Source organism: Deltaproteobacteria bacterium (genome assembly GCA_030690165.1).
GTDB lineage: Bacteria > Desulfobacterota > GWC2-55-46 > UBA9637 > UBA9637 > JACRNJ01.
The window spans coordinates 48,569-73,930 of sequence record JAUYHF010000051.1 but is presented as its reverse complement, the minus strand read 5'-3'; the positions used below and the strand labels follow the sequence as shown (position 1 = coordinate 73,930).

At 42.7% G+C, this 25,362-nt stretch carries 26 protein-coding genes, 2 tRNA genes and 1 other RNA gene; all 29 read left to right on the top strand.

Annotation, left to right across the window (positions count from 1 at the left end):
- Positions 1 to 75 precede the first annotated feature (75 nt).
- The 29 genes from Q8P28_08810 to lipA all read left to right on the top strand — a co-directional run bounded on the left by Q8P28_08810 (position 76) and on the right by lipA (position 25,349).
- Entirely contained in the window at positions 76 to 633 is a 558-nt protein-coding gene (locus Q8P28_08810) for a methyl-accepting chemotaxis protein (protein MDP2682885.1), read from the top strand.
- The gene (locus Q8P28_08805; protein MDP2682884.1) at positions 630 to 1,223 is read left to right on the top strand and encodes a hypothetical protein; all 594 of its coding nucleotides are present in this window, start codon (positions 630 to 632) and stop codon (positions 1,221 to 1,223) included. Before Q8P28_08810 ends, Q8P28_08805 begins: the two co-directional genes overlap by 4 nt.
- Position 1,224: 1 nt before the next feature.
- Positions 1,225 to 2,757: a peptidylprolyl isomerase gene (locus Q8P28_08800; protein MDP2682883.1), complete on the top strand. Its 1,533-nt coding sequence runs from the start codon at positions 1,225 to 1,227 to the stop codon at positions 2,755 to 2,757.
- Positions 2,758 to 2,778: 21 nt separating this feature from the next.
- The gene (locus Q8P28_08795; GenBank protein ID MDP2682882.1) at positions 2,779 to 4,716 is read left to right on the top strand and encodes a cytochrome c3 family protein; all 1,938 of its coding nucleotides are present in this window, start codon (positions 2,779 to 2,781) and stop codon (positions 4,714 to 4,716) included.
- A gap of 70 nt (positions 4,717 to 4,786) precedes the next feature.
- On the top strand, positions 4,787 to 6,019 hold the full coding sequence (locus tag Q8P28_08790; GenBank protein ID MDP2682881.1) for a cytochrome c3 family protein: 1,233 nt from the start codon (positions 4,787 to 4,789) through the stop codon (positions 6,017 to 6,019).
- Between the two features lie 127 nt (positions 6,020 to 6,146).
- Positions 6,147 to 7,016 (top strand): NHL repeat-containing protein, encoded by an 870-nt coding sequence (locus tag Q8P28_08785; GenBank protein MDP2682880.1) that lies wholly within the window; start codon positions 6,147 to 6,149, stop codon positions 7,014 to 7,016.
- Positions 7,013 to 7,729 (top strand): cytochrome c3 family protein, encoded by a 717-nt coding sequence (locus Q8P28_08780; GenBank protein ID MDP2682879.1) that lies wholly within the window; start codon positions 7,013 to 7,015, stop codon positions 7,727 to 7,729. Before Q8P28_08785 ends, Q8P28_08780 begins: the two co-directional genes overlap by 4 nt.
- A 90-nt stretch (positions 7,730 to 7,819) precedes the next feature.
- Entirely contained in the window at positions 7,820 to 8,479 is a 660-nt protein-coding gene (locus tag Q8P28_08775) for a hypothetical protein (protein ID MDP2682878.1), read from the top strand.
- Positions 8,480 to 8,503: 24 nt separating this feature from the next.
- Positions 8,504 to 9,496 (top strand): response regulator, encoded by a 993-nt coding sequence (locus tag Q8P28_08770; GenBank protein MDP2682877.1) that lies wholly within the window; start codon positions 8,504 to 8,506, stop codon positions 9,494 to 9,496.
- 122 nt (positions 9,497 to 9,618) lie between these two features.
- Positions 9,619 to 9,708, top strand: a tRNA-Ser gene (locus Q8P28_08765).
- Between the two features lie 62 nt (positions 9,709 to 9,770).
- Positions 9,771 to 9,863 (top strand) — tRNA-Ser (locus tag Q8P28_08760).
- Between the two features lie 77 nt (positions 9,864 to 9,940).
- Positions 9,941 to 10,039: signal recognition particle sRNA small type (gene ffs / locus Q8P28_08755), an RNA gene on the top strand.
- 54 nt (positions 10,040 to 10,093) lie between these two features.
- On the top strand, positions 10,094 to 11,656 hold the full coding sequence (gene dnaX, locus Q8P28_08750; protein ID MDP2682876.1) for a DNA polymerase III subunit gamma/tau: 1,563 nt from the start codon (positions 10,094 to 10,096) through the stop codon (positions 11,654 to 11,656).
- A complete protein-coding gene (locus tag Q8P28_08745) occupies positions 11,649 to 11,963 on the top strand; it encodes a YbaB/EbfC family nucleoid-associated protein (GenBank protein MDP2682875.1) in 315 nt (104 codons plus the stop codon). Before dnaX ends, Q8P28_08745 begins: the two co-directional genes overlap by 8 nt.
- A 20-nt stretch (positions 11,964 to 11,983) precedes the next feature.
- Complete coding sequence (gene recR / locus Q8P28_08740) at positions 11,984 to 12,583, top strand: recombination mediator RecR (protein MDP2682874.1); 600 nt, start codon at positions 11,984 to 11,986, stop codon at positions 12,581 to 12,583.
- A gap of 96 nt (positions 12,584 to 12,679) precedes the next feature.
- Entirely contained in the window at positions 12,680 to 13,285 is a 606-nt protein-coding gene (locus Q8P28_08735; protein ID MDP2682873.1) for a 2-oxoacid:acceptor oxidoreductase family protein, read from the top strand.
- Positions 13,282 to 13,569 carry a 4Fe-4S binding protein gene (locus Q8P28_08730; GenBank protein MDP2682872.1) on the top strand — a complete coding sequence of 96 codons (288 nt, stop codon included), beginning with the start codon at positions 13,282 to 13,284 and terminating at the stop codon, positions 13,567 to 13,569. The genes Q8P28_08735 and Q8P28_08730 overlap by 4 nt, the downstream gene beginning before the upstream one ends.
- On the top strand, positions 13,569 to 14,759 hold the full coding sequence (gene porA / locus Q8P28_08725) for a pyruvate ferredoxin oxidoreductase (protein MDP2682871.1): 1,191 nt from the start codon (positions 13,569 to 13,571) through the stop codon (positions 14,757 to 14,759). The genes Q8P28_08730 and porA overlap by 1 nt, the downstream gene beginning before the upstream one ends.
- A gap of 54 nt (positions 14,760 to 14,813) precedes the next feature.
- Positions 14,814 to 15,746, top strand: a complete 933-nt coding sequence (locus tag Q8P28_08720) for a thiamine pyrophosphate-dependent enzyme (GenBank protein MDP2682870.1) — start codon at positions 14,814 to 14,816, stop codon at positions 15,744 to 15,746.
- Between the two features lie 112 nt (positions 15,747 to 15,858).
- Complete coding sequence (locus Q8P28_08715) at positions 15,859 to 16,344, top strand: roadblock/LC7 domain-containing protein (GenBank protein MDP2682869.1); 486 nt, start codon at positions 15,859 to 15,861, stop codon at positions 16,342 to 16,344.
- Positions 16,345 to 16,433: 89 nt separating this feature from the next.
- Entirely contained in the window at positions 16,434 to 17,021 is a 588-nt protein-coding gene (locus Q8P28_08710; protein MDP2682868.1) for a GTPase domain-containing protein, read from the top strand.
- An 87-nt stretch (positions 17,022 to 17,108) separates the two neighbouring features.
- On the top strand, positions 17,109 to 17,306 hold the full coding sequence (rpsU, locus tag Q8P28_08705; protein ID MDP2682867.1) for a 30S ribosomal protein S21: 198 nt from the start codon (positions 17,109 to 17,111) through the stop codon (positions 17,304 to 17,306).
- Positions 17,306 to 17,773 carry a GatB/YqeY domain-containing protein gene (locus Q8P28_08700; GenBank protein MDP2682866.1) on the top strand — a complete coding sequence of 156 codons (468 nt, stop codon included), beginning with the start codon at positions 17,306 to 17,308 and terminating at the stop codon, positions 17,771 to 17,773. Before rpsU ends, Q8P28_08700 begins: the two co-directional genes overlap by 1 nt.
- A gap of 43 nt (positions 17,774 to 17,816) precedes the next feature.
- Positions 17,817 to 18,770 (top strand): NGG1p interacting factor NIF3, encoded by a 954-nt coding sequence (locus Q8P28_08695; GenBank protein MDP2682865.1) that lies wholly within the window; start codon positions 17,817 to 17,819, stop codon positions 18,768 to 18,770.
- A gap of 69 nt (positions 18,771 to 18,839) precedes the next feature.
- Positions 18,840 to 21,527 (top strand): pyruvate, phosphate dikinase, encoded by a 2,688-nt coding sequence (gene ppdK / locus Q8P28_08690; GenBank protein ID MDP2682864.1) that lies wholly within the window; start codon positions 18,840 to 18,842, stop codon positions 21,525 to 21,527.
- A gap of 295 nt (positions 21,528 to 21,822) precedes the next feature.
- Positions 21,823 to 22,104 carry a hypothetical protein gene (locus Q8P28_08685; GenBank protein MDP2682863.1) on the top strand — a complete coding sequence of 94 codons (282 nt, stop codon included), beginning with the start codon at positions 21,823 to 21,825 and terminating at the stop codon, positions 22,102 to 22,104.
- Positions 22,105 to 22,177: 73 nt separating this feature from the next.
- Positions 22,178 to 22,549: a hypothetical protein gene (locus Q8P28_08680; protein MDP2682862.1), complete on the top strand. Its 372-nt coding sequence runs from the start codon at positions 22,178 to 22,180 to the stop codon at positions 22,547 to 22,549.
- Between the two features lie 129 nt (positions 22,550 to 22,678).
- Positions 22,679 to 24,223, top strand: coding sequence for a hypothetical protein (locus tag Q8P28_08675; GenBank protein ID MDP2682861.1), 1,545 nt, complete (start codon positions 22,679 to 22,681; stop codon positions 24,221 to 24,223).
- 205 nt (positions 24,224 to 24,428) lie between these two features.
- On the top strand, positions 24,429 to 25,349 hold the full coding sequence (gene lipA / locus Q8P28_08670) for a lipoyl synthase (protein MDP2682860.1): 921 nt from the start codon (positions 24,429 to 24,431) through the stop codon (positions 25,347 to 25,349).
- The last annotated feature ends 13 nt before the right edge of the window (positions 25,350 to 25,362 follow it).

Here is a 25,362-nt window from a genome sequence, read left to right as displayed (position 1 = left end):
AAGATAAAAATTGAAAATTTAAAATTTACAATTCGCGATTTGCAATTCTCGCGGAGCGAGTAAAGGGAGGCCATAATGAAGAATAATAGAAGAAGCGTTATAAATTTCTCTATAAAAAAGCAGATGCAATTCAGGTTGCTCGTAAGGGTAATGCTGATTGTCTTGGTAAGCACAGGGATAATCGCTGCCTTCTTCTACTTTTATAGCAATCAGGAGATTGGTCAGTCATTTAGACACTTCCATATCCAGGCGAGAAATTTTCTGGATTTTCTCCTGCCGGCTATTGTAATTGCTTTTATCATCGGCATTGTTATAGCCTTTAGCATAGCTATCTTTTTCCCCCATAAGATAGCCGGTCCTCTATACAGGATGGAGAGGGAAATTAAGGAAAAGGTTGCAGAGGGTGATCTCACTGTAAGGTTTTCAACTCGTAAGGGTGATGAGGTCGGAGAACTTGCTGAAGCCCTTAATATTATGATTGAAAAGCTTAAGTTAAGGTTAGGGAGGATTAAGACAGCGTCAGATGAACTTGCAGTTTGCTCTAACAATGTAAATAAAGGGGATGAGCATCTAAAAAAGATTTTAGATGTGCAGAAAAGATTAGAAGAGGCTGTTAAAGAATTTCGGTTATGAATAAAGAGCCATTGTCAAGGTTGAATCACGAATACTGGTTAAAGATTTTTAATTTGGGCTTAACCTTGTTTTTAACTCCGTTGCTTATAGCAGGCTGCGCAGTTTTCTCACAGGAGGCTCTTTCACCCCATGCCTCAAAAAAGGTGGCTATACTTCCATTTTACAATATAAGCGGGTATCGGGATGCAGGTAAGGTGGTTGCCAATATATTTGTTACTGAGATGTTTAAAACCGATAGGTTTAATGTAGAAGAGACCGGCAACATAGTTCAGTTTATGATACAGGAAAGGATGGACACCATAGGTGAGATTGAAATAGAAAGGTTGAAGATCCTTGGCAAACGTCTTGGCGTAGATGCTGTTATGACTGGCACAGTAGAAGAATTTGCCGAGGCCGGCGGCGCGTATTCTGTGCCAACGGTTGCAATCACCGCAAGGATGATTGACTCTAATACCGGCAAGCTCATATGGTCAGGCCAAAATAAGAGAAAAGGGGATGATTATATTATTGTCCTTGACCTCGGCGAGGTGAAGTCTCTAACCGCGCTTACGCAGAAAGTTGTCAGGGAGATGATAGACACAATAAAATAAGATGATGATAAAGAAGTCAGGAGTCAGAGGTCATAAGTCAGAGGTTAGAAGGTTAAGGGATATTGTTTTCCTCGCCACGGTTTTTATCCTTTTCGTTTTTATAGGGGGGACTGGAGATTCTTTCGGTTTCTGGCCTTTTACCTCCCCCAAAAAAGAGGTGTATATTGCCAGGGTAGGGGATGAGATTATTACAAAAGATGAGTTTTTAAACAAGATAGATAAACTGCACAAAAGCAGCCGGGTGGGCAGGAACCTTTCTGAGCAAACCTCTTTTGCAATGCAGGATTTTGGCAAGTTTTTAAATGAGCTTATAGATAATAAGCTTATGATAATAGAGGCCAGAAATCTGGGGCTGGATAAAGAGGCAGATTTTATAATGCTCATGGATAACTTTGCCCTTAATCTGTTTTTGGACAAGCTCCGTCAGGAGGAGATATTAAATAAGATTAAAGTGGAAGATAAAGAGATAGAAGACTATTACCATGAACAATTAAAGAAGAAAGAAGAGGAAAAGAAAAAAGCTCAGGAAAAAGCCGATAAAGAAAGGGCTGAAAAAGAAAAGACAGATTCTGTAAAAGAAGATGCTAAAAAAGATTCGGATAAAAAAGAAGATCCGCCGAAGATGTCGGCCGATGACAGGGAGGCAATCAGAAGAGGTTTTTTTAATATAAAGACAAAGGAAAGGGAAAAGGAATATTTTGATAAACTCAGAAAAAAGGCAAAGGTGAAGATAGATAATGAGGTTTTAGGCGCACTCTCCCGTGATAAAACCGAACTTTTTGGCAAAGATGTTGCAAATGTGAATGGTGAATCCATATTAGGCATAGATGTATTAAGAGAACTGAGCTCTTCTAAGACACAGGATGAGGATGCAAAAAAGGAGATTTTAGATAAGCTTGTCCTGTACAAGCTTCTTGACCAAGAGGCGATGAACAGGGGTTATGAGAATGATGAACAGACTAAGGCAGATATAAAGAAATACAAGGATCCGCAGCTTATAGAGCAGTTTAAGAAAAAGGCCATTCTTCCTGCAGTAAGAGTTGACGAGAACGATATTTTGAACTATTATAAGGCAAATCAGGAAAAGTACAGGGCGTCTGACAGGGTAAACTTAAGGATTATGCATTTAACGGATGAGGATGAGGCGAAGACCATACTTGATGACCTTAAAAAAGGCGGCGACTTTTCATATCTTGCAAGAGAAAAATCATTAGACCCTTCCAGGGAAAAAGGAGGGGATATCGGTTGGGTGGAGACAAATCAACTCTCTGGTGATATTAACAAGGCTATTCAGGGGGCAAAAGAAGGAGATATATTAGGGCCGTTTTCTTCAGAGGCGGGTTATGCTATTATGGAATTTCGCGGCCTTGAAAAGGGCGCATATATACCGTTTGGCATGGTGAGAAGCGAAATAGATACGATAGTTGGAAGGGAGAGGTTTAATGGTGCGTTAAATGGATATATCAAACAGCTAAGAGAAACGGTGGCAATAGAGATAAACCAGAAAGAACTTGATAAACTGCAAGGCAAGTAGCTTTATCGGGAGGAAAGAAGTTTGAAGCCTATTCGTTTTTCGTTGATAATCCTTGCTGCAACCTTGATGCTGTCAGGTTGTATGGGCACAAGAATAGTAAGAAAGTCCTGTTCGGATTGCCACCAGAAAGAGATGTTGAAATACAAGGATGGGAATCTGCACAAGCCCCTTGTTGACAACAACTGCGAAGCTTGTCATATACCGCACGGCCTTATCGGGGCGTTAAGACTAAAGGAAAAAGACGCAAAACTCTGCTATCAGTGTCATGAAAAAGACAGGCCAATACTGGAAAAAGCGCCGCTGCATACGCCGTTAACACAAGGTATATGTCTTAAATGTCATAATCCACATTCTTCAAAATTAAAAGGGCTTACAAGGGTTTCAGGAAATGACCTGTGCTATCTTTGCCATGCAAAGGGGCCTTTTACAAAAAAGACAATCCACAAGGCAGTTGCGGACGGCTGCGACAACTGCCATAATCCGCATTCCTCAGAGCATGGCTATAACCTGCTTGAAAAAGGCAATAAGTTGTGTGAAAAGTGCCATGATGTAAATGCTGTAAAATTTATAGATGGACACTTTAATTATAAGGTTGCAGGAACCAACTGTCTTTCATGCCATACTCCGCACTCTTCGTCAAGCGATAAGCTTGTAAGGGAATACAATCACGGGCCATTTGGCCAGAGAAAATGCAGTGACTGCCATAATTCTCCTGATTCAAAAGAACCGTTAAAAACAAAACTTCAAGCTGATAAACTTTGCTATAGTTGCCATACGGCCCAGGAAAATGGGTTTAAAAAGGCGCTTGTTCATTCGCCTGTTCTTAAAGGGGACTGTTCAGCATGTCATAGTCCCCACGCAACTGATCAGAAGAATGAGCTTTTGATACCGGAAAAGCCGCTTTGCTATAGCTGCCACAAAGCTACAGAAAAGAGGCATGCAAAGAAGTTTACCCATACTCCGATAGCCAAGGGGGACTGCTCCGGCTGCCATGACCCACATGCCTCTGACAATAAGGATGCGCTTCGTGTAGTTGGCGCCCAACTTTGCTATAAATGTCACAATAAGGACGGTTTTGTTAAGACGGTAACGCATGCCCCTATTGCTCAGGATAATTGCCTGCCGTGTCATGATGCCCATGCGTCAGATTACAATTTTGAACTGGTTTCACCAGTTGAGGACCTGTGTTATAGCTGCCACAGCCAGGAAAAAAAGAAATTTAATAAAGTGACAAGGCATCCCAAGGTAAGGGATGGGGCATGTACTGTCTGCCATAACCCCCATGCAAGCGAGGTAAAGAAACTTGCTCTGTTAAAGGAAGAGGAATTGTGTTTTAAATGCCATTCCGGTATGCTAAGAGAGATAGGGGAACAAGGGACACACCCTGTTTTCAAGGAAGGTAAATGTCTTAGCTGCCATGATGCGCATGCCAGCAACAATACAAAACAGTTGATAGAAGAGAAAGGCGCTCTTTGTTATAATTGCCATAAAGACACTAAAATTGGCCTTCAGATTGCAAAATATCCTCATAAGCCGGTATTTGAAGAAAAATGTATTGACTGTCACAGGCCGCACGGCAGTAAAATAAAGGGCCTTTTACCGCGGCCTCTCAAAAGTTTGTGCCTTTCCTGTCATGCAGAATTTGATAAGAGTTTAAAGGAAAAGGATATTGTTACCCATAGGCCTGTTGCAAACGGTGATTGCCAAAAATGTCATTCTGCGCATTATGCAAATGAGAGAGGGCTGTTGACAGCGAGGGGTGACACATTGTGCAATAATTGCCATGCAAACCAGGGAGATGCAAAATTCGTAAAGGCGCATGGGAATGTCTCTACAAAGGGCGCTGACTGTCTTGGCTGTCATGAGCCTCATGCAGGAAAGGATAAGAGGCTTATACATAAGATAATGCATACCCCTTTTGAAAAAGGAGAATGCGACAGGTGCCATCAAAAGTTATAAAAAGTTATAGAACCACTCAACTCCTTAACTCTTCAACCACGCAACTCTTAAATAAGGAGCGATGTAAGAAATGAAGTCCTCTGGACATATAATATGGCTAACAATTGGTCTGGTTATTTTTCTCGGCCTTCAGCCAGGGATAGTTTATGCGAAGGCTGTAAAAGACACCATGGGCATTTGCCTTGAATGCCATTCAAAAAAAGCGGAGGAATTGACTAAGAAGGCAACTGTCCATCAACCTGTTAAAGATGGTAAATGCACATGGTGCCACAATCCTCATGCATCAAAGCATGCGGGTCTTTTATCATACACAGGCAGCGACCTTTGCTACAATTGTCATGACCAGAAAAAGGGTTTCATGGGTAAGGTTGTGCATAAGCCAGTTGAAGAGGGGAATTGTCTTTCCTGCCATGATGCGCATTCATCAGATATAAAGGGGTTATTGAAGAAAGCAGGGGGGGAAGGGTGTTTTTCATGTCATCCAAAGGAAAGTATAGTTAATAAGAAGAATGTCCATCCTGAAGTTAAAAATGGGAGGTGCATAGTCTGTCATAATCCGCACTCATCGGACAGGGAAGGTTTGCTGATCAAGGACAAAAAGAGCCTTTGTGCAGGCTGTCATCCTGGGACCGGCGAGGTATTTGCAAGGGCACATCTGGGTTATAAAGTCAGCGGTACCGACTGTCTTGGCTGCCACAGTCCGCATTCCTCCGACAAAAAGGGCATGATGAAGGCATCGCTGCATAAGCCGTTTGAGGATAATAAATGCTCAAGCTGTCATCCTGTTGGTTCAGCATCTGTTATAAAGAGCGGTATGAGTTTATGCACAGAGTGCCACGGGGCTGTATTAGCCGGGTTTAATAAAATAAATAGCCATTTCTTTATTGGAGGCGGAGCCGACAACCTTTGCAACAATTGTCATAATCCCCATGCCTCTGATGAGAAACATCTATTGAAAGATAAAGAGGCGAGGGTTTGTTATGAATGTCATAATGATACAAAGGAATATGTGGCAAAGAGTAATCATAAACATCCAAAGCTTGGCATTTGCACAGATTGCCATACATCTCATGGTTCAAACAGCCAATTTTTTCTTACAAAGGGCAATGACACCTGCGCAATGGAAAACTGTCACTCTACACAGGGTAAATTTACGCACCCGGTTGGAGAAAAGATAATAGACCCGCGTTCCAAGACGCCCATGGATTGCAGCACCTGCCATAATCCTATGGGCTCCCCTGAAAAGGCCATACTGAGATTTGAGAAGGACAGGGAATTATGCGTACAATGTCATCAGATGTAGAATTAGGGAGAATAAGATTATGAGATATAAGTCAGAAGTCAGAAGTCAGAAGTGTTGCAAGGCACCAGTCACCAGCAGAAGACTGGTGACTTGGTGTCTAATGAGTTTTTATTCTGTTTTCTGTATTTTGCCTTTCGCAACCACGGCATTTCCCGGGGACAAAGGCGGGGTACGGACTGTTGCGGTTATAACCGGAGATGAGATTATGGGCAGGCTCAAACAGCCATCCGGTTTGTTTTTTGACGAGATAAAGAAAAGGCTCTATATAGCAGACAGCGGGAATGGCAGGCTTGTTTCTTTTGATTCGGAATTTAAATACATGGCAGAATTAACCAATGAGGCCATGACGCTTCCCTCAAGCCTTGTAAGAAACAAGGAAGGTCATTTTTTTATACTGGACAGGGGGAAAGGGGAAATAGTATTTATTGACCTTGAAAAAAAGGTGGTTAAATTATTTCCCCTGTCAGGTGTGCCTTCAGCTAAGGAGCAGTTTGTGCCAGGCAGAATGGCGATAGATGCGGACAACAGGCTGTATATTATTGACAAGTTAAACAGAAGGCTTATTATTGTTGAACAAACAGGCGCATTTGTAAGGGAAGTTACTGTGAAAGATAATGGGTTTTTTGGATTTACCGATGTCAGGGTGGATGATAAGGGTGAGATATATGCAATAGATGCAATTGCCGGTGTTGTTTATATATTTGACGATAAAGGAGGTATTGTTTCCAGATTTGGCAGCAGAGAAAATAAGAAAGATAACTTCCGCTTCCCTACAAGCCTTGCAGTGGATAAAAACGGCCTTATATACATAATGGACCAGCATGCCGGCAGAATATTGGTTTTTGATAAGAAAGGGGTTTTTCAGTATGCTGTATCACGGCCGGGCGTAAAAGAAGGGGAACTTTCATATCCTTCATATATATTCATAGATAAGGAAGGAAGAATATATACCATAGATGGCAACAGGATACAGGTATTTCAAGAGGAAAAGGGATGAAGTCTATTTTTTGTATATATCTCTCTGTTTTACTAGGAATAATTTTTATCTGCGGTTGCACAAAGGATATCAAGGAGGTGGGTGAGACCCCTGGTTTAGACACAATACCAGTTTATCCAAAGGGATCCTCTGCCTTTGATACAAAGGCAGCCCTTAAGGCGATAGAGGAGAAAAAAAAGGCAGAAGAACAGGCAGAAGAACAGGGGAAGGCGGGATTTGCTGAGGAAATAAAAAAGAGGTTAGAAGGACGGCCAGCTCCTACCATAACCTGGGACCCGTGGATATCTCCAGCTATCCGCCCGCCTTCAGACCTTCCGCTCGCATTAAGGGGTTTCCCGAAGGATAAATTTGGCTATCCTGACTGGGTTGCTGCTGCAAAACAAGGGATAATAAAGAACAGAGGGTCTATATCTATAAATGGAGAGGAACCCGCCTCAGAAGTCTTTGATGAGGATATCCTCTTTGAGATAAATGACAGGCTTATGGCAAATGTGATATTTCCGCATAAGGCGCATAATTTCTGGCTTTCCTGCAAGATTTGCCACCCAGGCATATTTATAGCCAAAAAAGGCGCAAACCAGTTTAGCATGTATGATAACTGGAGTGGGAAATTCTGCGGCAGATGTCATGGCAAGGTATCATTTCAGATGAAGGGTTTTGAAAATTGCCAAAGGTGCCATCGCTCCCCAAAGAAGACTTTCGGAATAAAATAAGAGTTGCTGAATTATTGTTAAAATATTTTTAAAATATGGTATAATTTGCATGGCAGGTTGGTTTTGCATAAATGTGGAGGCTATTTTAAGATGAGACGATATGTTGGCATGGTGGTAATGTTGTTTTTGCTGGCTGGACTTATTTTTTCCTGCGGCAAGCAAGAGGGAAAAAAAGAAACAGGTAATGTTGAGGAAAAGAAAGAGGTTAAGACGGAAATTGGAGAGGCAAAGCTTCCTGAAGGGCATCCACCCACAGGCGGCGGGCAGGGGCAATCGATAGTTAGCGGTAAGGATATTGCAGGCGACATAGGGCAGAAAGGGAGTGGCGATATAGATGAATCTGCGGTTGGTCATCTATCATCCGGTGGGGTAAAAAGAGAGGTTAGGGTGCCTGATGATGTCAAGGCAAAGTGGAAGGCCATTAATTTGAAATGGGTTGATAAGGAGAAAAAGACAGAGGAATTAATTAGTGTAAATGTAGGCAAGGAGACACCTATAAAGGGTACTAAATTTGCTATAAAGATTCTTGTGTTTTTGCCGCATTACACAATGTACGATACTTATATAAGCTCCCAATCAAATGAGCCTATGAATCCTGCTGTGCTTGTGGAGCTTTTAGAAGGGGGCAGGGGTGTGGCAAATGGCTGGGTTTTTGCTAATTTTACCTCATTTAATTCTTATAAACATGCAAGATATGATATATTGCTTCCTCCAATATCTTCCCCTGCTAAAAAAGAAACTACACCTTAAAAAAGGCGGATGAAAGGAGATTATATGTCTTTGGCTGTAAAAAGTATAGAGCAGATCAATGGCAAGATGGAAGATGCTCAGGTAAATATTTTGGTGGTGGATGATAACCACGGGAATGTAGAACTTCTTGAGGTCCTTTTATCATCCATGGGGTATAATATATTTAAGGCTTACAATGGTGAGGATGCCCTTAAGATGGTAGAAGAGGTGTTCCCGCATGTAATTCTCCTGGATATAAGGATGCCTGGAATGGATGGCTATGAGGTATGCAAAAGATTAAAAGAGAAAATGACAACCCGATTTATTCCGGTAATAATGCTTACCGCATTGTATGGTATAGATGATAAAATTAAGGGGATTGAGGCGGGGGCAGATGATTTTATTTCTAAACCATTTCAGAAGTCTGAGCTTCTGGCAAGGGTTAAATCTCTTATACGGGTTAAGAATCTTCTCGGAGAGTTGGAAGATGCAAGAAATGTTATATTCAGCCTTGCAATAGCCCTGGAATTTAATGATCCATATACCCACGGACATTCTCGCCGGGTTTCTGCGATGGCAGTCAAACTGGCAGGATTCTTAGGTCTTTCGCAGCAGGAGCAGGATAACATAAGGGATGCAGGGTTTCTGCATGATATTGGAAAGATAGCAACTGACAAGGATGTTTTACATAAGCCAGGCGCGTTAAATGGCAAGGAGTATGAACATGTAAAACAACACCCTGTGGTTGGGGAAAAGATATGCAGCCCTCTTAAGTTTGCCAAACCCTTACTTCCTATAATCCGCAACCATCACGAGAGGTTCAATGGAACAGGCTATCCAGACGGTCTTACAAGAGATAATATACCGTTGGGGGCTAGGATAATAGGGATTGCAGATATCTATGACGCCTTAACATCTGTCCGTCCGTACAGACGAGGAATGCCTCGGGAGGTGACCTTGGAAGTCATAAAACTGGAGGCAGGAAAGGGGTGTTGGGATAGAGAGATATTTAAGGCTTTTGTAGAAACATTGGAATAAAAAACCCATCCTGATATAATCCTTTTCTTTAAACCTCTTCCAATCAAAAAGTTCAATCAAAAGTTTGACTTTAAAATAAAAGCATGATAGAAACTACAGGCTGACTTTCCACTGTAGTTGATGGAGAGATGGCCGAGAGGCTGAAGGCGGTTGACTCGAAATCAACTGTAGGGGCAACTCTACCGGGGGTTCAAATCCCTCTCTCTCCGCCAATTTAGTTTATAGCTCATAGTTCATAGTAGTTGCTATGAGCTATCAGCCATGAGCTAAAACTGGAGAGATGTCCGAGCGGCCGAAGGAGCACGACTGGAAATCGTGTGTGCATCCAAAAGGTGTACCGAGGGTTCAAATCCCTCTCTCTCCGCCAGTTTAGTTTATAGTGCATAGTAGTTGCTATGAGCTATCAGCCATGAGCTAAACTGTATTTTTGTAGTTAGTATTGATAGCTGGGTCTTGCGCAATAGAAGGTTACAAACCCCGCCAGATCCGGAAGGAAGCAACGGTAGTAACATATTCTATGTGCCGCAGGGGCGCCTAGCTATCAGTAGTGGCTATAAAAGATTTTGAATCTCAAATTTCAAATTAAACTATAAAAATATGTCATATTTAGTTTTAGCAAGGAAGTGGCGGCCTGCCGTTTTTGAGAATGTGGTGGGTCAAGCTCATGTTACCACAACGCTCAAGAATGCTATTATTGCAAAAAGGATTGCCCATGCCTATCTTTTTTCAGGGCCCAGGGGCGTAGGCAAGACAACGATAGCCAGGATTCTGGCAAAGGCGCTGAATTGCGCAAACGGTCCAACACCGTCACCCTGCAATGAGTGCATGTCCTGCAAAGAGATTGCCAATAACATTTCAGTGGATGTGATTGAGATAGACGGGGCGTCTAATACCGGTGTTGATAATGTAAGAGAGATTAGAGAAAATATCAAATATCTTCCATCGCACGGCAGATACAGGGTTTATATAATAGATGAAGTTCACATGCTCTCTGTTCAGGCATTTAATGCCTTGCTAAAAACACTAGAGGAGCCTCCTGCTCACGCCATCTTTATCTTTGCAACAACAGAATCCCATAAAATACCGGCCACTATACTTTCGCGGTGTCAGCGGTTTGATTTTAAGCGCATATCTTTGAAGGAGATTCAGAATCATATTAAGCTTGTTGCAGAGACAGAGGGCGTAAAACTTGCCGATAAAAGTATTTATCTTATAGCAAGGGAAGTAGACGGCAGCTTGAGAGACGCCCACAGCCTGCTTGACCAGGTAATAGCATTCGCAGGTAACGACATAAAGGAAATGGATGTTGTGGATGCCCTCGGACTCATGGACAGGGCGCTTCTTTTCCAATTATCTGAGGCTGTAATTGATAAAAACGGCAGGGACTGTTTAAAACTTATTGAAAAGGTATATGATTTTGGTTATGATGTAAAAAAATTCTGTCAGAATTTTCTGGAGCATATAAGGGATATGGTTATTGTAAAGACAGTTGAAAAACCCGAGGATGTTCTGGATCTTCCTGATGTGGAGATAGTGGATTTAAAAAGATTGGCTGGCAGGGTTGGTGTTTTAGACCTTCAAAGGATGTTTACATTTTTGAGCAAGGGATATGAGGATATCTCAAGGTCTCAGTCCCCAAGATACGCATTAGAGATGGCCCTTCTTAAGATGATCCATCTTGAAAATCTTCAATCAATAGGCGCCATGCTTAACAGGCTGGAGGAGTTGAAGGCATGCGGGGACCCAGTAATTAGTAATAATAAGACAGCCGAGCATGGCGCAGGAGACAAGACGCAGGATATGGGACACAGGACACAGAATTTTTCAGGCAGTCAGTGGCCTGTCCTTCTGGATTTTATAAAAAAGAAAAAACCTCCGCTGGCTTCACACCTTGAGCTTGCAAATCTTATTTCCATGGATGAAGGCGCTATTTATATGAGTGTAAAGACAGGGCCGTATTTTATATATCTCTCTGAAAATAAAAAAATATTAGAAGAACTCTGTAATGAATTTTTTGGCAAAGAAGTAATGATAGACATAAAGGCAGATGAGAATGCTGCCGTTTCTTTAAAACCAAAGGAAGGAGATAAGATTATAAAGGAGGCTGTTAAGGTTTTGGGAGGCAGGATAGCAGAAGACCGCAGGAGGGCAAATGTATAAAGGCATGGGGAATATCTTAAAGCAGGCCAAGGTGATGCAGGAGAAGATGGCGGATATCCAGAAGGAGCTTGCAAATAAGACCATAGAATTCGCGTCAGGCGGCGGTATGGTTAATGTTACAATAAATGGAAGACAGGAGATAGTTTCTATCAGGATAGACCCGTCTGTGATAAATCCTAACGATGTGGATATGCTTCAGGACCTGATTGCAGCGGCAGTAAATGGCGCAATAAAAAGGTCTCAGGAGATGATGAGCGAAGAGATGGAGAAGGTTACAGCAGGCCTGAATATCCCCGGACTTTTTTAGTATCTTTAAGGACAATGCTAATGACATATTATGCCGAACCGATAACCTGCTTGATAAGAGAACTTTCAAGGCTTCCGGGGGTAGGAGAAAAAACCGCTGCCCGTTTTGCCTTTTATGTGCTTAATACCAACAAGGAATATGCTGAAGGCCTTGCAAGATGCCTTATTGATGTAAAGGAAAAGATAAGGCTCTGCTCCTCCTGTTTTAGTCTCGCTGATAAAGATCCATGTTTGATATGCAGCGATAGTTCAAGAAGAGATGATGTGATCTGTGTGGTAGAGGATGTAAAAGATATGGTGGCTATTGAGAAGATGGGCGGTTTTAAGGGGAGGTATCATGTCCTTCACGGCGCACTTTCTCCGCTTAAGGGCATAGGACCGGATGATATAAAAATAAATGGACTTATAGACAGGGCAAGGCAGGGTGTGATAAAAGAAATAATTCTTGCCGTAAATTCAGATATGGATGGAGAGGCCACCAGTCTTTATATAACAAGGCTGTTAAAACCAATGGGTGTAAGGGTTACAAGGATTGCAACAGGCGTTCCTGTTGGTAGCGATATTGAATATATAGACGGCGCAACACTTATAAGGGCGATTGAAGGGAGACGGGAGTTATAAATTAAATTGTAAAATGCAAATTGCAAAATGAAAAATGTTTTTTACTTTGCAATTTAAAATTTGTACTTTGCATTTTGCAATGGAGCGGAGCGACTTATGGCTACTTACATTGAGATAAGGTGGCATGGAAGGGCGCAGCAGGGGATTGTGACTGCTGCCAAAATGGTTGGGGAGTCCTGTTTAAGGTCTGGCAAATATGTTCAGGCCTTTCCTGAATTTGGCCCTGAAAGGATGGGCGCGCCTGTAGCAGCATACAACAGGGTGTCGGATGAGCCTATAAGGCTGCACTGCCGTGTAACAGAGCCAAAGTATGTGCTTATAGCTGATTCTACATTGATAGGCATGGCTCTCTCCGGAGGTATGGAGTCTTCCGGCGGTGTTACGGATGGCGCCACTGACGATGCGGTATTCATAGTAAATACGCCAAAGTTGCCTGACGAGATGCGTAAAGAACTTGGCCTTAAAAGTAAGGGAGCAAAGGTCTATACCCTGGATGCTTCAAAGATATCCCTTGAGACAATTGGCAGGAATATGCCTAATACCCCGATGCTTGGCGCGTTGGCAAAAGTAACGAATGTTGTTATGTTTGATGCGCTTATAGATAATTTCAAGGATAACTATTCAAAGAAGTTCAGCCCCAAGGTTATAGAAGGAAATATTACTGCTATGAACAGGGGCTTCCAAGAGGTAAAAGGGGAATAGATATGAAGGAGAAAAAGAGCCTTCCAATTGGCGGTGTTATAACAGAGGGTGGAACAGCCCATGAATATGTTACAGGTGGGTGGAGAAAGCTAAGGCCGGTGCTCGATAAAGGGAAATGCACCAATTGCCTTACCTGTTGGGTTATGTGTCCTGATTCCGCCATCATCGTGGAGGAAGGTAAGATGATAGGATTTGACATGGAACACTGCAAAGGCTGCGGTATATGTGCCGAAGAATGCCCTGATAAAGTCAAGGCTATAAAGATGGAAGAGGAGAAAGATTGATGGCAATTTTAGTGACAAAGGGACAGGCAGGGCTTACAGGAAATTCCGCAATTGCCCACGCCATGAAGCAGATAAATCCGGATGTATACGCGGCTTACCCGATAACCCCTTCTACGGGAATCATGGAAGAGTTTTCAAGCTATGTTGCGGACGGCGATGTTGACACCGAGTTTATAACGGTTGAGAGCGAACATTCGGCAATGAGCGCCTGCATTGGCGCATCTGCCTCCGGCGCAAGGGTTATGACTGCAACATCTTCGCAGGGGCTGGCGCTTATGTGGGAGATGCTTTATATCGCTTCTGGCATGAGGCTGCCAATAGTGCTTATAAATGTAAACCGGGCGCTTTCAGCCCCTATAAACATACACTGTGACCATTCTGATTCCATGGGTGCGAGAGATTCGGGCTGGATTCAGATTTATTCTGAGACAGTGCAGGAGGCCTACGATAATCTCTTTCAGGCGGTAAGGATAGCTGAAAATGAAAAGGTGCTTCTGCCGGTAATGGTCTGTCTTGACGGTTTTATAACAAGCCATGCCATTGAAAATATTTCACTAATTGACGATGCAGAGGTAAGGGAGTTTATAGGAGAATACCGGGCGAAACATTCTTTGTTAGATACCGACCATCCTGTTACTTACGGAGCGATGACATTGCCGGATTCATACATCGAATTTAAACATCAGCAGTCAGAGGCTATTACCGGCGCAAAGGATGTGGTTTCTGAAATTGGAAGGGAATTTGGAAAGAAGTTTGGCAGAGAATACGGCCTTATGGAAAAATACAGACTGGATGATGCTGATGCAGCCATTGTAATATTGAGCTCCGCTGCCGGCACTGCCAAAGTTGCAGTTGATGAGTTAAGGAAGGCAGGCAAAAAGGTTGGTATTTTACGACCAAGACTTTTCAGACCTTTCCCCTTTAGAGAGATAGCCGAGGCGCTTAAAAATGTAAAGGCTATAGCTGTGCTTGACCGTGCTGATTCAATGAATGGTTTTGGAGGTCCTCTTTTTAACGAGGTTCGTTCCGCGCTCTATGAACTGGAAAAGCGTCCTAAGGTTGTAAGCAGGATATTTGGTCTCGGGGGGAGGGACTATAAGGTAAAAGATGCTATAGAGGTTTTTGATGATCTCTTGAAAATTGCCGAGACTGGCAAAACTGAAACGCTGATTAAATATATTACGGTTTGACATAAAACTCATTTTGCATTTTGAGATTTGTATTTAATATCAAAGGGGCAAATCATGGCTACACTTAAAGAACTTTCAAAAAGAGATGAGCTTTTCTCCGGCGGTCACAGACTCTGTTCAGGATGCGGCATACCTCCGATAGTAAGGCTGGTATTAAGGGCAGCTAACGGCCCTGTGGTTGCCACTACCGCCACAGGATGTCTTGAGGTTGGCACCACAATATATCCTTACACAGCATGGAGAATACCGTGGATACACTCTGCCTTTGAGAATGCCGCTGCTACGATAAGCGGTATAGAGACAGCCTACAGGGCATTTAAAAAAAGAGGCAAGATCCCTCCAGATAAAAATATAAAATTTATTGCCTTTGGCGGAGATGGAGGAACATACGACATCGGTTTGCAGGCGCTGTCAGGCGCGCTTGAGAGGGGGCATAATTTTCTTTATGTATGCTACGATAACGGCGCATACATGAATACAGGCATCCAACGTTCAGGCGCAACGCCTTTTGGCGCTGCCACAACAACCTCGCCGGCAGGAGATGTTATACTGGGAAAGCAGGAGGCAAGGAAAGACCTTACAAGGATAGTTGTTGCCCATAATATACCCTATGCTGCCCAGGCCTCGCCCCATAACTGGGCAGACCTTTCCAGAAAGGCTGAAAAGGCTCTTAAAGTAGATGGTCCGAGCTTTTTGAATGTCATATCTCCATGTCCCTTGGGTTGGTATTCAAAGCCAGAAGAGTCTGTAGAAGCTGCAAAGGTTGCTGTTGATACATGTTATTGGGCGCTTTACGAGGTTGAAAATGGGATTTTAAAGATTAATTATAAGCCAAAAGAGAAAAAGCCTATAGCAGAATGGCTTAAGATGCAGGCAAGATTCAAGCACCTTTTAAAGCCTGAGAATAAAGAATTACTGGATAAAGTGCAAAAGAATATAGATGCGGAATGGGAGAGGCTTTTAAGTCTGGATGGGAAGGTAATATAATAAATTGTAGAATGAAAAATGCAAAGTGCAAAATTAAGTCAAAAATAAAAATCTTCCTTAAATTTGCATTTTGATATTTGAATTTTGCATTTTCTTTTATAGGGGTTTAACTATGTCGACAAGTTCATTAGTAATGTTTGAAGAAGAATTTAGACAGATTACCACTGTTATTGACAGGCTGCTTAAAGAGGCTAATGCAAAGGTAGTATTCCTTGTAGATAAAGATGGGCAGTTGATTGCATCAAGCGGTGATACGGGAGATATAGATACGACCTCCCTTGCATCATTGACAGCGGGTAATATTGCCGCCACCGGAGGATTGGCAAAGCTTATAGGTGAGAGAGAATTTTCCATACTCTTCCATGAAGGGGAGAGGGATAATCTCCATATCTCCATTGTTGCGCAGAGGGTTATATTAGTTGTTATATTTGACCAAAAGTCGTCCCTTGGCCTTGTGAGGCTCAGGGTGAAAAAGGCAAGCGATGAACTTAATACGATACTGCAAAAACTTCTGCAGAGGGTGGAAAAAAAGCCATCGGATCAGGAAAACCTGCTCTCAGAAATTACGGACACTGATATAGATAAATTGTTCCATTAAAAACAGAGTCAAAGCAACAGCAGAGAGCCAAAGTTTTCAACTATGACTCTCTGACCCTTTGACTCTCTGACACGAGAGGTTTTTAGAGAATGTCTTTTATAAATTATTCTTCCAGAGAGATAAACTGTAAGATAGTATATTACGGCCCTGGACTTTGCGGTAAGACTACAAATCTGTCATTTATTTTCAAAAAGACCAACCCCGAACACAGGGGCAAGATGATATCTCTTGCCACTGAGACAGAGAGGACCCTTTTCTTTGATTTTCTCCCGCTTTCACTTGGAGACATAAAAGGTTTTAAAACCAGATTTCACCTCTATACAGTTCCAGGCCAGATATTCTATGATGCGTCAAGAAAGCTTATTTTAAAAGGTGTTGACGGCATTGTCTTTGTTGCAGATTCTCAGATAGAGAGGATGGATGCCAATATGGAGAGTTTTGAGAATATGAAGATAAATTTAAAAGAGCAGAGTTATGACCTTGCCAGTATACCATATGTTATTCAGTATAATAAAAGAGACCTCCCGGGTGTGGCGCCTGTAGCAGAGCTGAAAAAGGTACTGAATGTTGACGGCGCCCCTGATTTTGAGGCTGTTGCCGCTGCCGGCGTAGGAGTTTTTGAGACGCTGAAGGCTGTAGTGAAATTGGTGCTGATTGAACTGAAGAAAGGAACGTAAATAGTTCATAGCTCATAGTTCATAGTTTTTACTATCAGCTAACAGCTATGAGCTATCAACTAATAACTGGAGGGGGGTGAAAAATTAATGCCTGGAATAAGGATAAAAGAAGGCGAATCCTTTGAGAGCGCCTTGAAAAGGTTTAAGAAACAGTGCGAAAAGGCCGGGATATTGGGTGAGATAAAAAAGCGTGAGCATTATGATAAACCGAGCGTAAAGAAGAAAAAGAAGGCCATCGCAGCAAAGAAGAGGGCGGTTAAACGGACGAAGAAAAGGGAGTTTTAATGTCTATTAGAGAAGGATTAGTCATGCGGATGAATGAGGCAGCCAGGGCTGCCAGAGATGAGGCAGGCAAGCAAAGCCTTGGAGTGTTGCGTAATATTCTGGCTGCTGTAAAAAATAAGGAGATAGCGCTTATCAAGCGGGCTGAGGGTTTGAGCGATGAGGAAGTCATTGCTGTTGTCTCATTTATGGTGAAACAGAGTCTTGAATCTATAGAATTTTTTAAAAAGGGCGGAAGAAAGGATTTGCTTGATCAGGCAGAGGCAGAACTAAAAATCCTCCAATCTTTTCTTCCGCCACAGCTTTCCATGGATGAGGTAAAGGTTATCGTAAGCGATGCAGTAAAAAAGCTCTGTGCCTCCGGGTCTAAAGATATGGGCAGGGTTATGAAAGAGGTTATGCCTAAGGTTCAAGGTAAGGCAGATGGCAAGTTGGTAAATGAGGTAGTAAAAGAGGTACTGGGCAATTAACCGTAGAGGCGACCCGCGGGTCGCCTCTACATTGTGAGGCGCAATGAAAATTAAAGACATATATGCAAAGGCTGTTCGCCGCGGTATTGAGCTTGACCCGAGGGGTAAGGATCAGGTTGAGGCAGAGCTTAAAAGGGTAAAGAAGGATTTTGATGAGCTGAAAGAAGACAAGAAAAAAGATTTTGATAAAGAAAGGCTTATAAATCCTTATGCAGATACCCGTATATTGTACGGCGAGCCTGACAGGGATGTAAAAGCCGTTTTGGTCGGCATTGACATGGAGGTTGGAGAGGTTCTCCTTGCGGACAGGCTTAAAAGTAAAAGCAGATATATTGACCTTGTCATTTCCCACCATCCGGAAGGGAGGGCATTGGCTGCCCTATACGAGGTTATGGATATGCAGTCAGGCATTCTTCTGAAATACGGCATTCCTATCAATATTGCTGAAGACATAATGTCTGACAGGATAAAAGAGGTTGAAAGAAGACTTCTGCCTGCTAATCATACAAGGGCAGTGGATGCCGCCCGGCTTCTTGATATGCCGTTCATGTGTATTCACACCCCTGCGGATAATGCTGTTGCAAACTATCTGCAGAAGGTTTTTGATGAAAAAAAGCCGGATTATATTTCTGACATTATAGATATATTAAAAGATATTCCGGAATATAAAGATGCCGTGAATGAAAAGGCAGGGCCGAAGGTAGTTGTTGGCTCAGAGAAAAGAAAAGCAGGAAAGATCTTTGTAGATATGACCGGCGGCACCGGCGGCAGTAAGGATATCTATGAAAAGTTGTCCATTGCCGGTATCGGCACCATTGTTGGCATGCATATAGGCGAAGACCATAAGAAAGAGGCAGAAAAGCATCATGTTAATGTGGTTATTGCCGGCCATATGAGCAGCGACAACCTTGGAGTGAATCTCCTTTTTGATGATATACTTGAGAAAAGCGTAGAGATTGTTGCCGCATCGGGTTTTAGAAGGTTCAGCAGAAATTAGCGGATAAGCGGATAGAAGAACTCACCCCTAACCCCTGGAATAAAAAATCCCCTCCTTGGAGGAATTTGCATGGCATCTAAAAAATTTGTTTATTTCTTTGGCGGAGGCAAGGCCGAAGGCAAGGGAAGCATGAAAGAGCTTCTCGGCGGCAAGGGCGCCGGGCTTGCTGAGATGACAAATATTGGCCTGCCTGTGCCGGCAGGATTTACTATTACCACAGAGGTCTGTAATCTCTATTACAAGAATAATAAAAAACACCCTCCGGGTCTTGATAAAGAGGTTGCCAAAAATCTATCAAGGCTTGAAAAACTGATCGGCAAGAAATTAGGCGACGCCAATGACCCGCTTCTTGTCTCAGTCCGTTCAGGCGCTGCGCGGTCAATGCCAGGGATGATGGAAACGATACTAAATCTGGGGCTTAACGATAAATCCATTGAGGGACTTGCAAAAAAGACCAATAACAGACGTTTTGTCCTGGATGCCTACCGCAGGTTTATTGTGATGTATGGCGCAATTGCCAAGGGTATATCACGTGAGAAGTTTGAGCATGAGTTTGAAAAAATTAAAAACGAGAAGACAAGGCCAAGGCTGAATAAAACGAATAACAAGATCTTTGATACCGAGGTGAATGAGCATGAACTTGGGGAACTTATCTCCCGCTTAAAAGATGTGTATAAAAAACATACAGGCAAGGATTTTCCGCAAGACCCGACAGAACAACTCCAAGGCGCAATTAATGCTGTCTTTGGTTCATGGATGGCTGAAAAGGCTGTCACATACCGTCGCGTTGAAAAGATTTCAGGGTTTCTCGGCACAGCGGTAAATATAGTCCAGATGGTATTTGGAAATAAGGGTGAAACATCCGGCACAGGCGTCTGTTTTACCAGAGATCCCAATACAGGTGAAAATATCTTTTACGGCGACTTACTTATGAATGCGCAGGGCGAGGATGTTGTTGCAGGCATCCGCACACCCATTCATCTAAGCGACCTGAATGAGAGGATGCCGAAGATATACAAACAGCTTTGCGATATAAGGAAAAGCCTTGAGAAGCATTACAGGGAGATGCAGGATATAGAATTTACTGTTGAAGAGGGTAAGCTTTACATTCTTCAATGCCGTTCCGGTAAACGGTCTCCAACAGCAGCGTTTTGCATGGCAGTTGACATGGTAAAAGAAAAGCTCATAACAAAAAAAGAGGCAATCTTGAGGATTACAGATAAAGAGATTGAAGGTCTTTTCTATCCTGTCATTGATCCAAAGATAACAATAGATGAATTGAATAAGCACCATTTTGCAACAGGCATAGCCGCTGTTCCTGGCGCTGCATGCGGCAAAGTTGTATTTACTGCAAAGGATGCAGAGGATTGGGCAGAAAAAGGCGAGAAGGTGATCCTTGTGAGAAAAGAGACAAGCCCGGAGGATGTTGGCGGCATGCATGCCGCGCAGGGGATACTTACTGCAACAGGCGGTAAGACCTCTCATGCGGCAGTTGTTGCAAGAGGCTGGGGCAAATGCTGTATTGTGGGGTGTGAGGAGTTGGTTATAGATTATATCCACAAAACCGTTGTTGTAGGAAACAAGGTTCTGAGAGAAGGAAGCGAGATAACTATCAATGGTTCTGCAGGCGAGGTATTTCAGGGCAGCATGAATCTTATAAAACCAGAGTTGCCGGATGCGTATTATACGCTTATGAAATGGGCTGATGAGGTAAGGAAACTGAATGTAAGGACAAATGTGGATACGCCGTATGACGCTGAAAATGCCATAAGGCTCGGCGCAGAAGGCATAGGCCTTTGCAGGACAGAGCATATGTTTTTTGATACAGATGAAAGACGGCTTGCAATACAGGAGATGATACTTGCAGATGACCTCGAAACAAGAAAAGTTGCCCTTTCAAAACTTCTTCCATTTCAGAGAGGAGATTTTAAAGGCATATTCAGGGCAATGAATGGGAAGCCGGTCACCATCAGACTTATAGACCCGCCATTACATGAATTTGTGCCTCATACTGAAGGTGAGCAGAGACATTTGGCTGAGAAGATAGGTGTTCCGTATGAGCAGGTAAGGCGCCGTGTTGAAAGGCTTAAAGAGGCAAACCCCATGCTTGGGCACAGGGGCTGCCGTCTCTGCATTACCTACCCGGAAATTCTTGAGATGCAGGTGAGGGCGATAATTGAGGCTGCGTGCGAATGCGCAAAAGAAGGCATCAAAGTGCATCCCGAGATAATGCACCCCCTTGTGATAGACGGCAAGGAATTAAAAATACTTGAAACAAAGACCAGAGAGGTTGCTGAAAAAGTTATAAAAGAAAAAGCCGTTAAGGTTAAATATCTTGTAGGAACCATGATTGAAGTGCCGAGGGCGGCGCTTCTTGCCGATAGGATTGCAGATGTTGCAGAATTTTTTTCATTCGGCACAAATGACCTTACACAGATGACCCTTGGCATGTCAAGGGATGATGCAGGAAGATTTTTGCCCGATTATGTTGATGAGAAAAAGGCAGGGATTCTAAAAAGCGACCCGTTCCAGTCCCTTGACCAGGACGGCGTTGGCATGCTCATAAAGATTGCCATTGAAAAAGGCAGAAAGACAAGAAAAGATTTGAAGATAGGCATCTGCGGCGAACACGGTGGCGACCCTGCCACAGTGGAATTCTGCCACAGGAACGGATTTAACTATGTGTCCTGCTCTCCTTTCAGAGTGCCGATCGCAAGGCTTGCCGCTGCCCATGCGGTGCTTAAGAGTTCACGTTGATAAGGGGCTACATTTATTTATTAACAAGGCTTCACAATTCCCTTGACAGTTATATCTTGTAATAGTTATACTGCTTATCACTAGTTATAGACATAAGTTATAGACATATCAGTAAAATTACGATACGAAAGGAGGCGCAAAAAAATATTCTATCGTAAAATAGAGTTTTTAGAAGTAGAAGAGGAGGTGAGGTAAGAGACTTAAATTTGAGGCGAGTGATTTTTAACTTTAATGAAACGTATGAACTGCAACTTTATTGCCGCAATTTAAAAAAAACTAAAAAACGGAGGATAAAATGTTTAAAAAAATCGTAGTTCTGGGTATTAGTGTATTTCTGACAGCTGCAACGGCATTTGCCGGCTCAGACATCAAAGGCGCAGTTATCAATAAGTCAGATGTAAAGGGCTCAGCAAACATTGCAATCGGCGAAGGCAATAAAGCCAAGATGGGGTCAGTAGGCATCGAGGGCTCAAAGGTTCAAGGCGCAGTTATCAATAAGTCAGATGTAAAGGGATCAGCAAACATTGCAATCGGCAAAGGCAATGAAGCCAACATGGGGTCAGTAGACATAAAATAAATTGATTGATGTTTTTTTACGGGGGTGGGATAAATAGTCCCATCCCTGTAAAAAAAACAATGGAGCAATTTAAATGGGAAGAATTTATCCATGCGCAATAATATTCATACTTATCTTATTTATAGTGTTCTCTCTCTCTACTCCATCCATTGCAGGTGATCTTGACGATAAGATTGGGAAATATACCGATGATGATATTCAGTCTGACCACGAGATGGGGGAATTCAATCCAAATATAAAATTCAAGAAATTGGATGCAAAAAGTAAGGCAAAGGTAAGGCAAAAAAAGGACGATAAAAACAATGATGGCGGGTCCGACAAGAAGAACAAGAGCGGATCTGGAAATATGAACAGCGTAGTCATGGGGGCTGGCGGCACCGTAAAAGGTGATATCATTATTATTGACGAGAGCAAAGGTTCAAAGACTCAAATAGTGGATAAATAGGTTGTTGGTCGCTTTTTATTTATTTGGATTATGATGTTTCAGATTTTTATAATTAGATATGAAAAGGATCTGCCGATAAGAAGGCATTGAGATATATTTAAACAGGCATTATCAAGAGGGGAGATAGATATGAAAGGTGTTGCAAGAAGATTTACATATATTTTACTCTCTTTGACGTTACCATTATTTTTACTGTCCTGCGCCACCATAGACCCGAAAAATATGGAAGTACCGGTAGAAACTACTGCCCCTGGACAGAAGGTCACGACTTTTACAGATAATTTAAAGACTTTTGGATTGATGATGGAAATTCACAGGGCACAACCGTTAAAGGTTGTTGTAAAGGATATTGTTGACAAAACAGGCGCATCTTTCGCAACCGGGAGCGAAATACAGCAGAATATAACAGAGATTGTAAAGAGTACACTCAACTCTATGGGCGAAAATGTTGTTTTCATTGAATATGACCCTGAATTCGTTCAGGCTATGCAGCAGACCGGTTATTCAGATTTCAGCGATAAGTTAATACCTGATGTTGTTATAACAGGCGCAATAACTGAATTTGACAGGGCGCTTGAATCATGGGACAAGGGTACGGATGTAGGCGCTGAAGTACAATTCTCACATGTAAGCAAAGCCCTGCCATCACAGACTGTAAGCATTGAACACAGTGATTCTGCTATGGCTACAAAAGCCCGTATTACAGTAGATTTCAATTTAAAAGATTTCAGGACGCTTGCTGGCATCCCCGGCATGAATATTGTGAATGCCATAGAAGTACAAAAGGGGCAGAGAAAACAGGAATTTGGAATTACGCTTTTCGGCCCGACTTTTGGTTCAAAAGGAAGCAGAAAAATAGTTCAGGGAAGGCATGATGCTGTTCGTCAAGTTGTTCAGTCCGGTTTGATACAGCTTATGGGAAGATACGCAGCTGTTCCGTACTGGAGGGTGTTTGGCGAAGACGCTGTAGCTGATGAAATAGTAATTAAAAGCTGGATGCGTGGATTCCCGAAGTTGGATGATACCAGTAGAATCAGTATGATGCAGGAAAAACTGTACTTACACGGCTATGATATTGATATAAACGGAAAAGTAGATGAAAAAACAAAAGCGGCCTTCTCAGATTTTAAGTCAAAGAATAATCTGCCTGGGGGGGCATTGAATGCAGACACCTTCCTTAAAATTTACTTCGCCGTTCCTATAAATGAAAATGTTTATGCCAGGTCACAGGCAATGGGTTCTGATAGCGGGACAGAGATAACTCAAACACCCCCATCTTCACCAACAGTTGCAAGCGAAGCCCCGCAGCAGGAGCCGCAGCATGATTTCAGCAAGGCAGGAAACTTGATGACTCAGGCATACGGTAAATTTAAAAAGAATGATTATCAGAATGCCGCACAGCTTTTTGAGCAATCAATTCAGGCGTCACCCACACCTGTTGCCTACTACTATTTGGCGCTTTGTTATCAGTTTTTGCAGAATAAAAGGATGGCAATAACAAGTCTGGAAGATGGGGTTAAAAGATTTGGAGAAGATTTTCCTCTCTGGAAGGCTCTTGGCTTGGGTTATTATGAAATTGACGAGAAGGAAAAAGCAAAAGTAGCGTTTAAAAATGCCCTGACATTAAAATCTAATGACAAACAGGTACAATTTTTCATGGAGAGGCTTAAGTAAATTTGCTCTATTCGTATGATAAGCAAGCCCTGCCCTTGACGCAAATATCACCATCCTCCTTGCTATAAAAAACGGGTCTTCGCCTGCCTACAACATCCTTGCAAGATAGTATAATGCCGCCAAACTCTTCCTGGATAGACATCGCCTTCCCAGTATCCAAACTCATGACACCCTTCAACGGATCCCTTGTATTTGAAATTACAAGGTGTTAGTATTAAAAAATATGAACAGTCAGAGGATTAAGCGGCTCCCGTCATGGCTTTCAAGGAAGATGGGGCAGCCAAGCGCGCTCCATGCCATGAAAAATATCCTTCGCAGCAGGAATTTGCACACGGTCTGCGAGTCTGCCCGCTGCCCTAATATCGGCGAATGTTTTTCAAAACCAACTGCTACCTTTATGATACTGGGAGATGTCTGCACAAGACAGTGCGGTTTTTGTTCTGTTGAAAAAACAGCTTTTCTCTCTCCCCTTGAGGAAGAGGGCGGGGTGAGGGGTAAGACATTGCCTGTAGACCTTGATGAGCCTGAAAATATAGCCCTCACTGCAAAAGAGCTGGGACTTAAGCATGTTGTCATAACATCTGTTACAAGGGACGATCTTGCCGACAGCGGAGCTATGCAGTTTGCCTTGACAATCAAGGCATTGAGGGATATTATTCCTTCTATTTCCATAGAGGTTTTAACCCCTGATTTTAAAGGGGAGGATAAGGGTTTGAAGATTGTTCTTGATGAAAGACCGGACATTTTTAACCACAATATTGAAACTGTGCCGTCTCTTTATGCAAAGGTAAGGCCGCAGGCCGATTATCGGCAGTCTTTGAAGGTAATTGAAACGGCAAAAAAAATGACTGCCGGCATTATCACAAAGTCAGGGCTTATGGTCGGCCTTGGTGAAACAAATGGCGAGATAAAATCTGCTCTGAAAGACCTTTTGAATGCAGGCTGCGATGTCGTTACCATAGGACAATATTTAAGGCCGTCCATAAAAAATCTTGAGGTTCAGGAATACATCCCGCTTGATGTTTTTAAGGAATATGAGGAATATGGCAGGGAGATTGGGCTTAAATATGTGTATTCAGGGCCGTTTGTGAGGAGTTCGTATAATGCGGAAAAATTTGCAGGATAAAATTTTTGGAGTG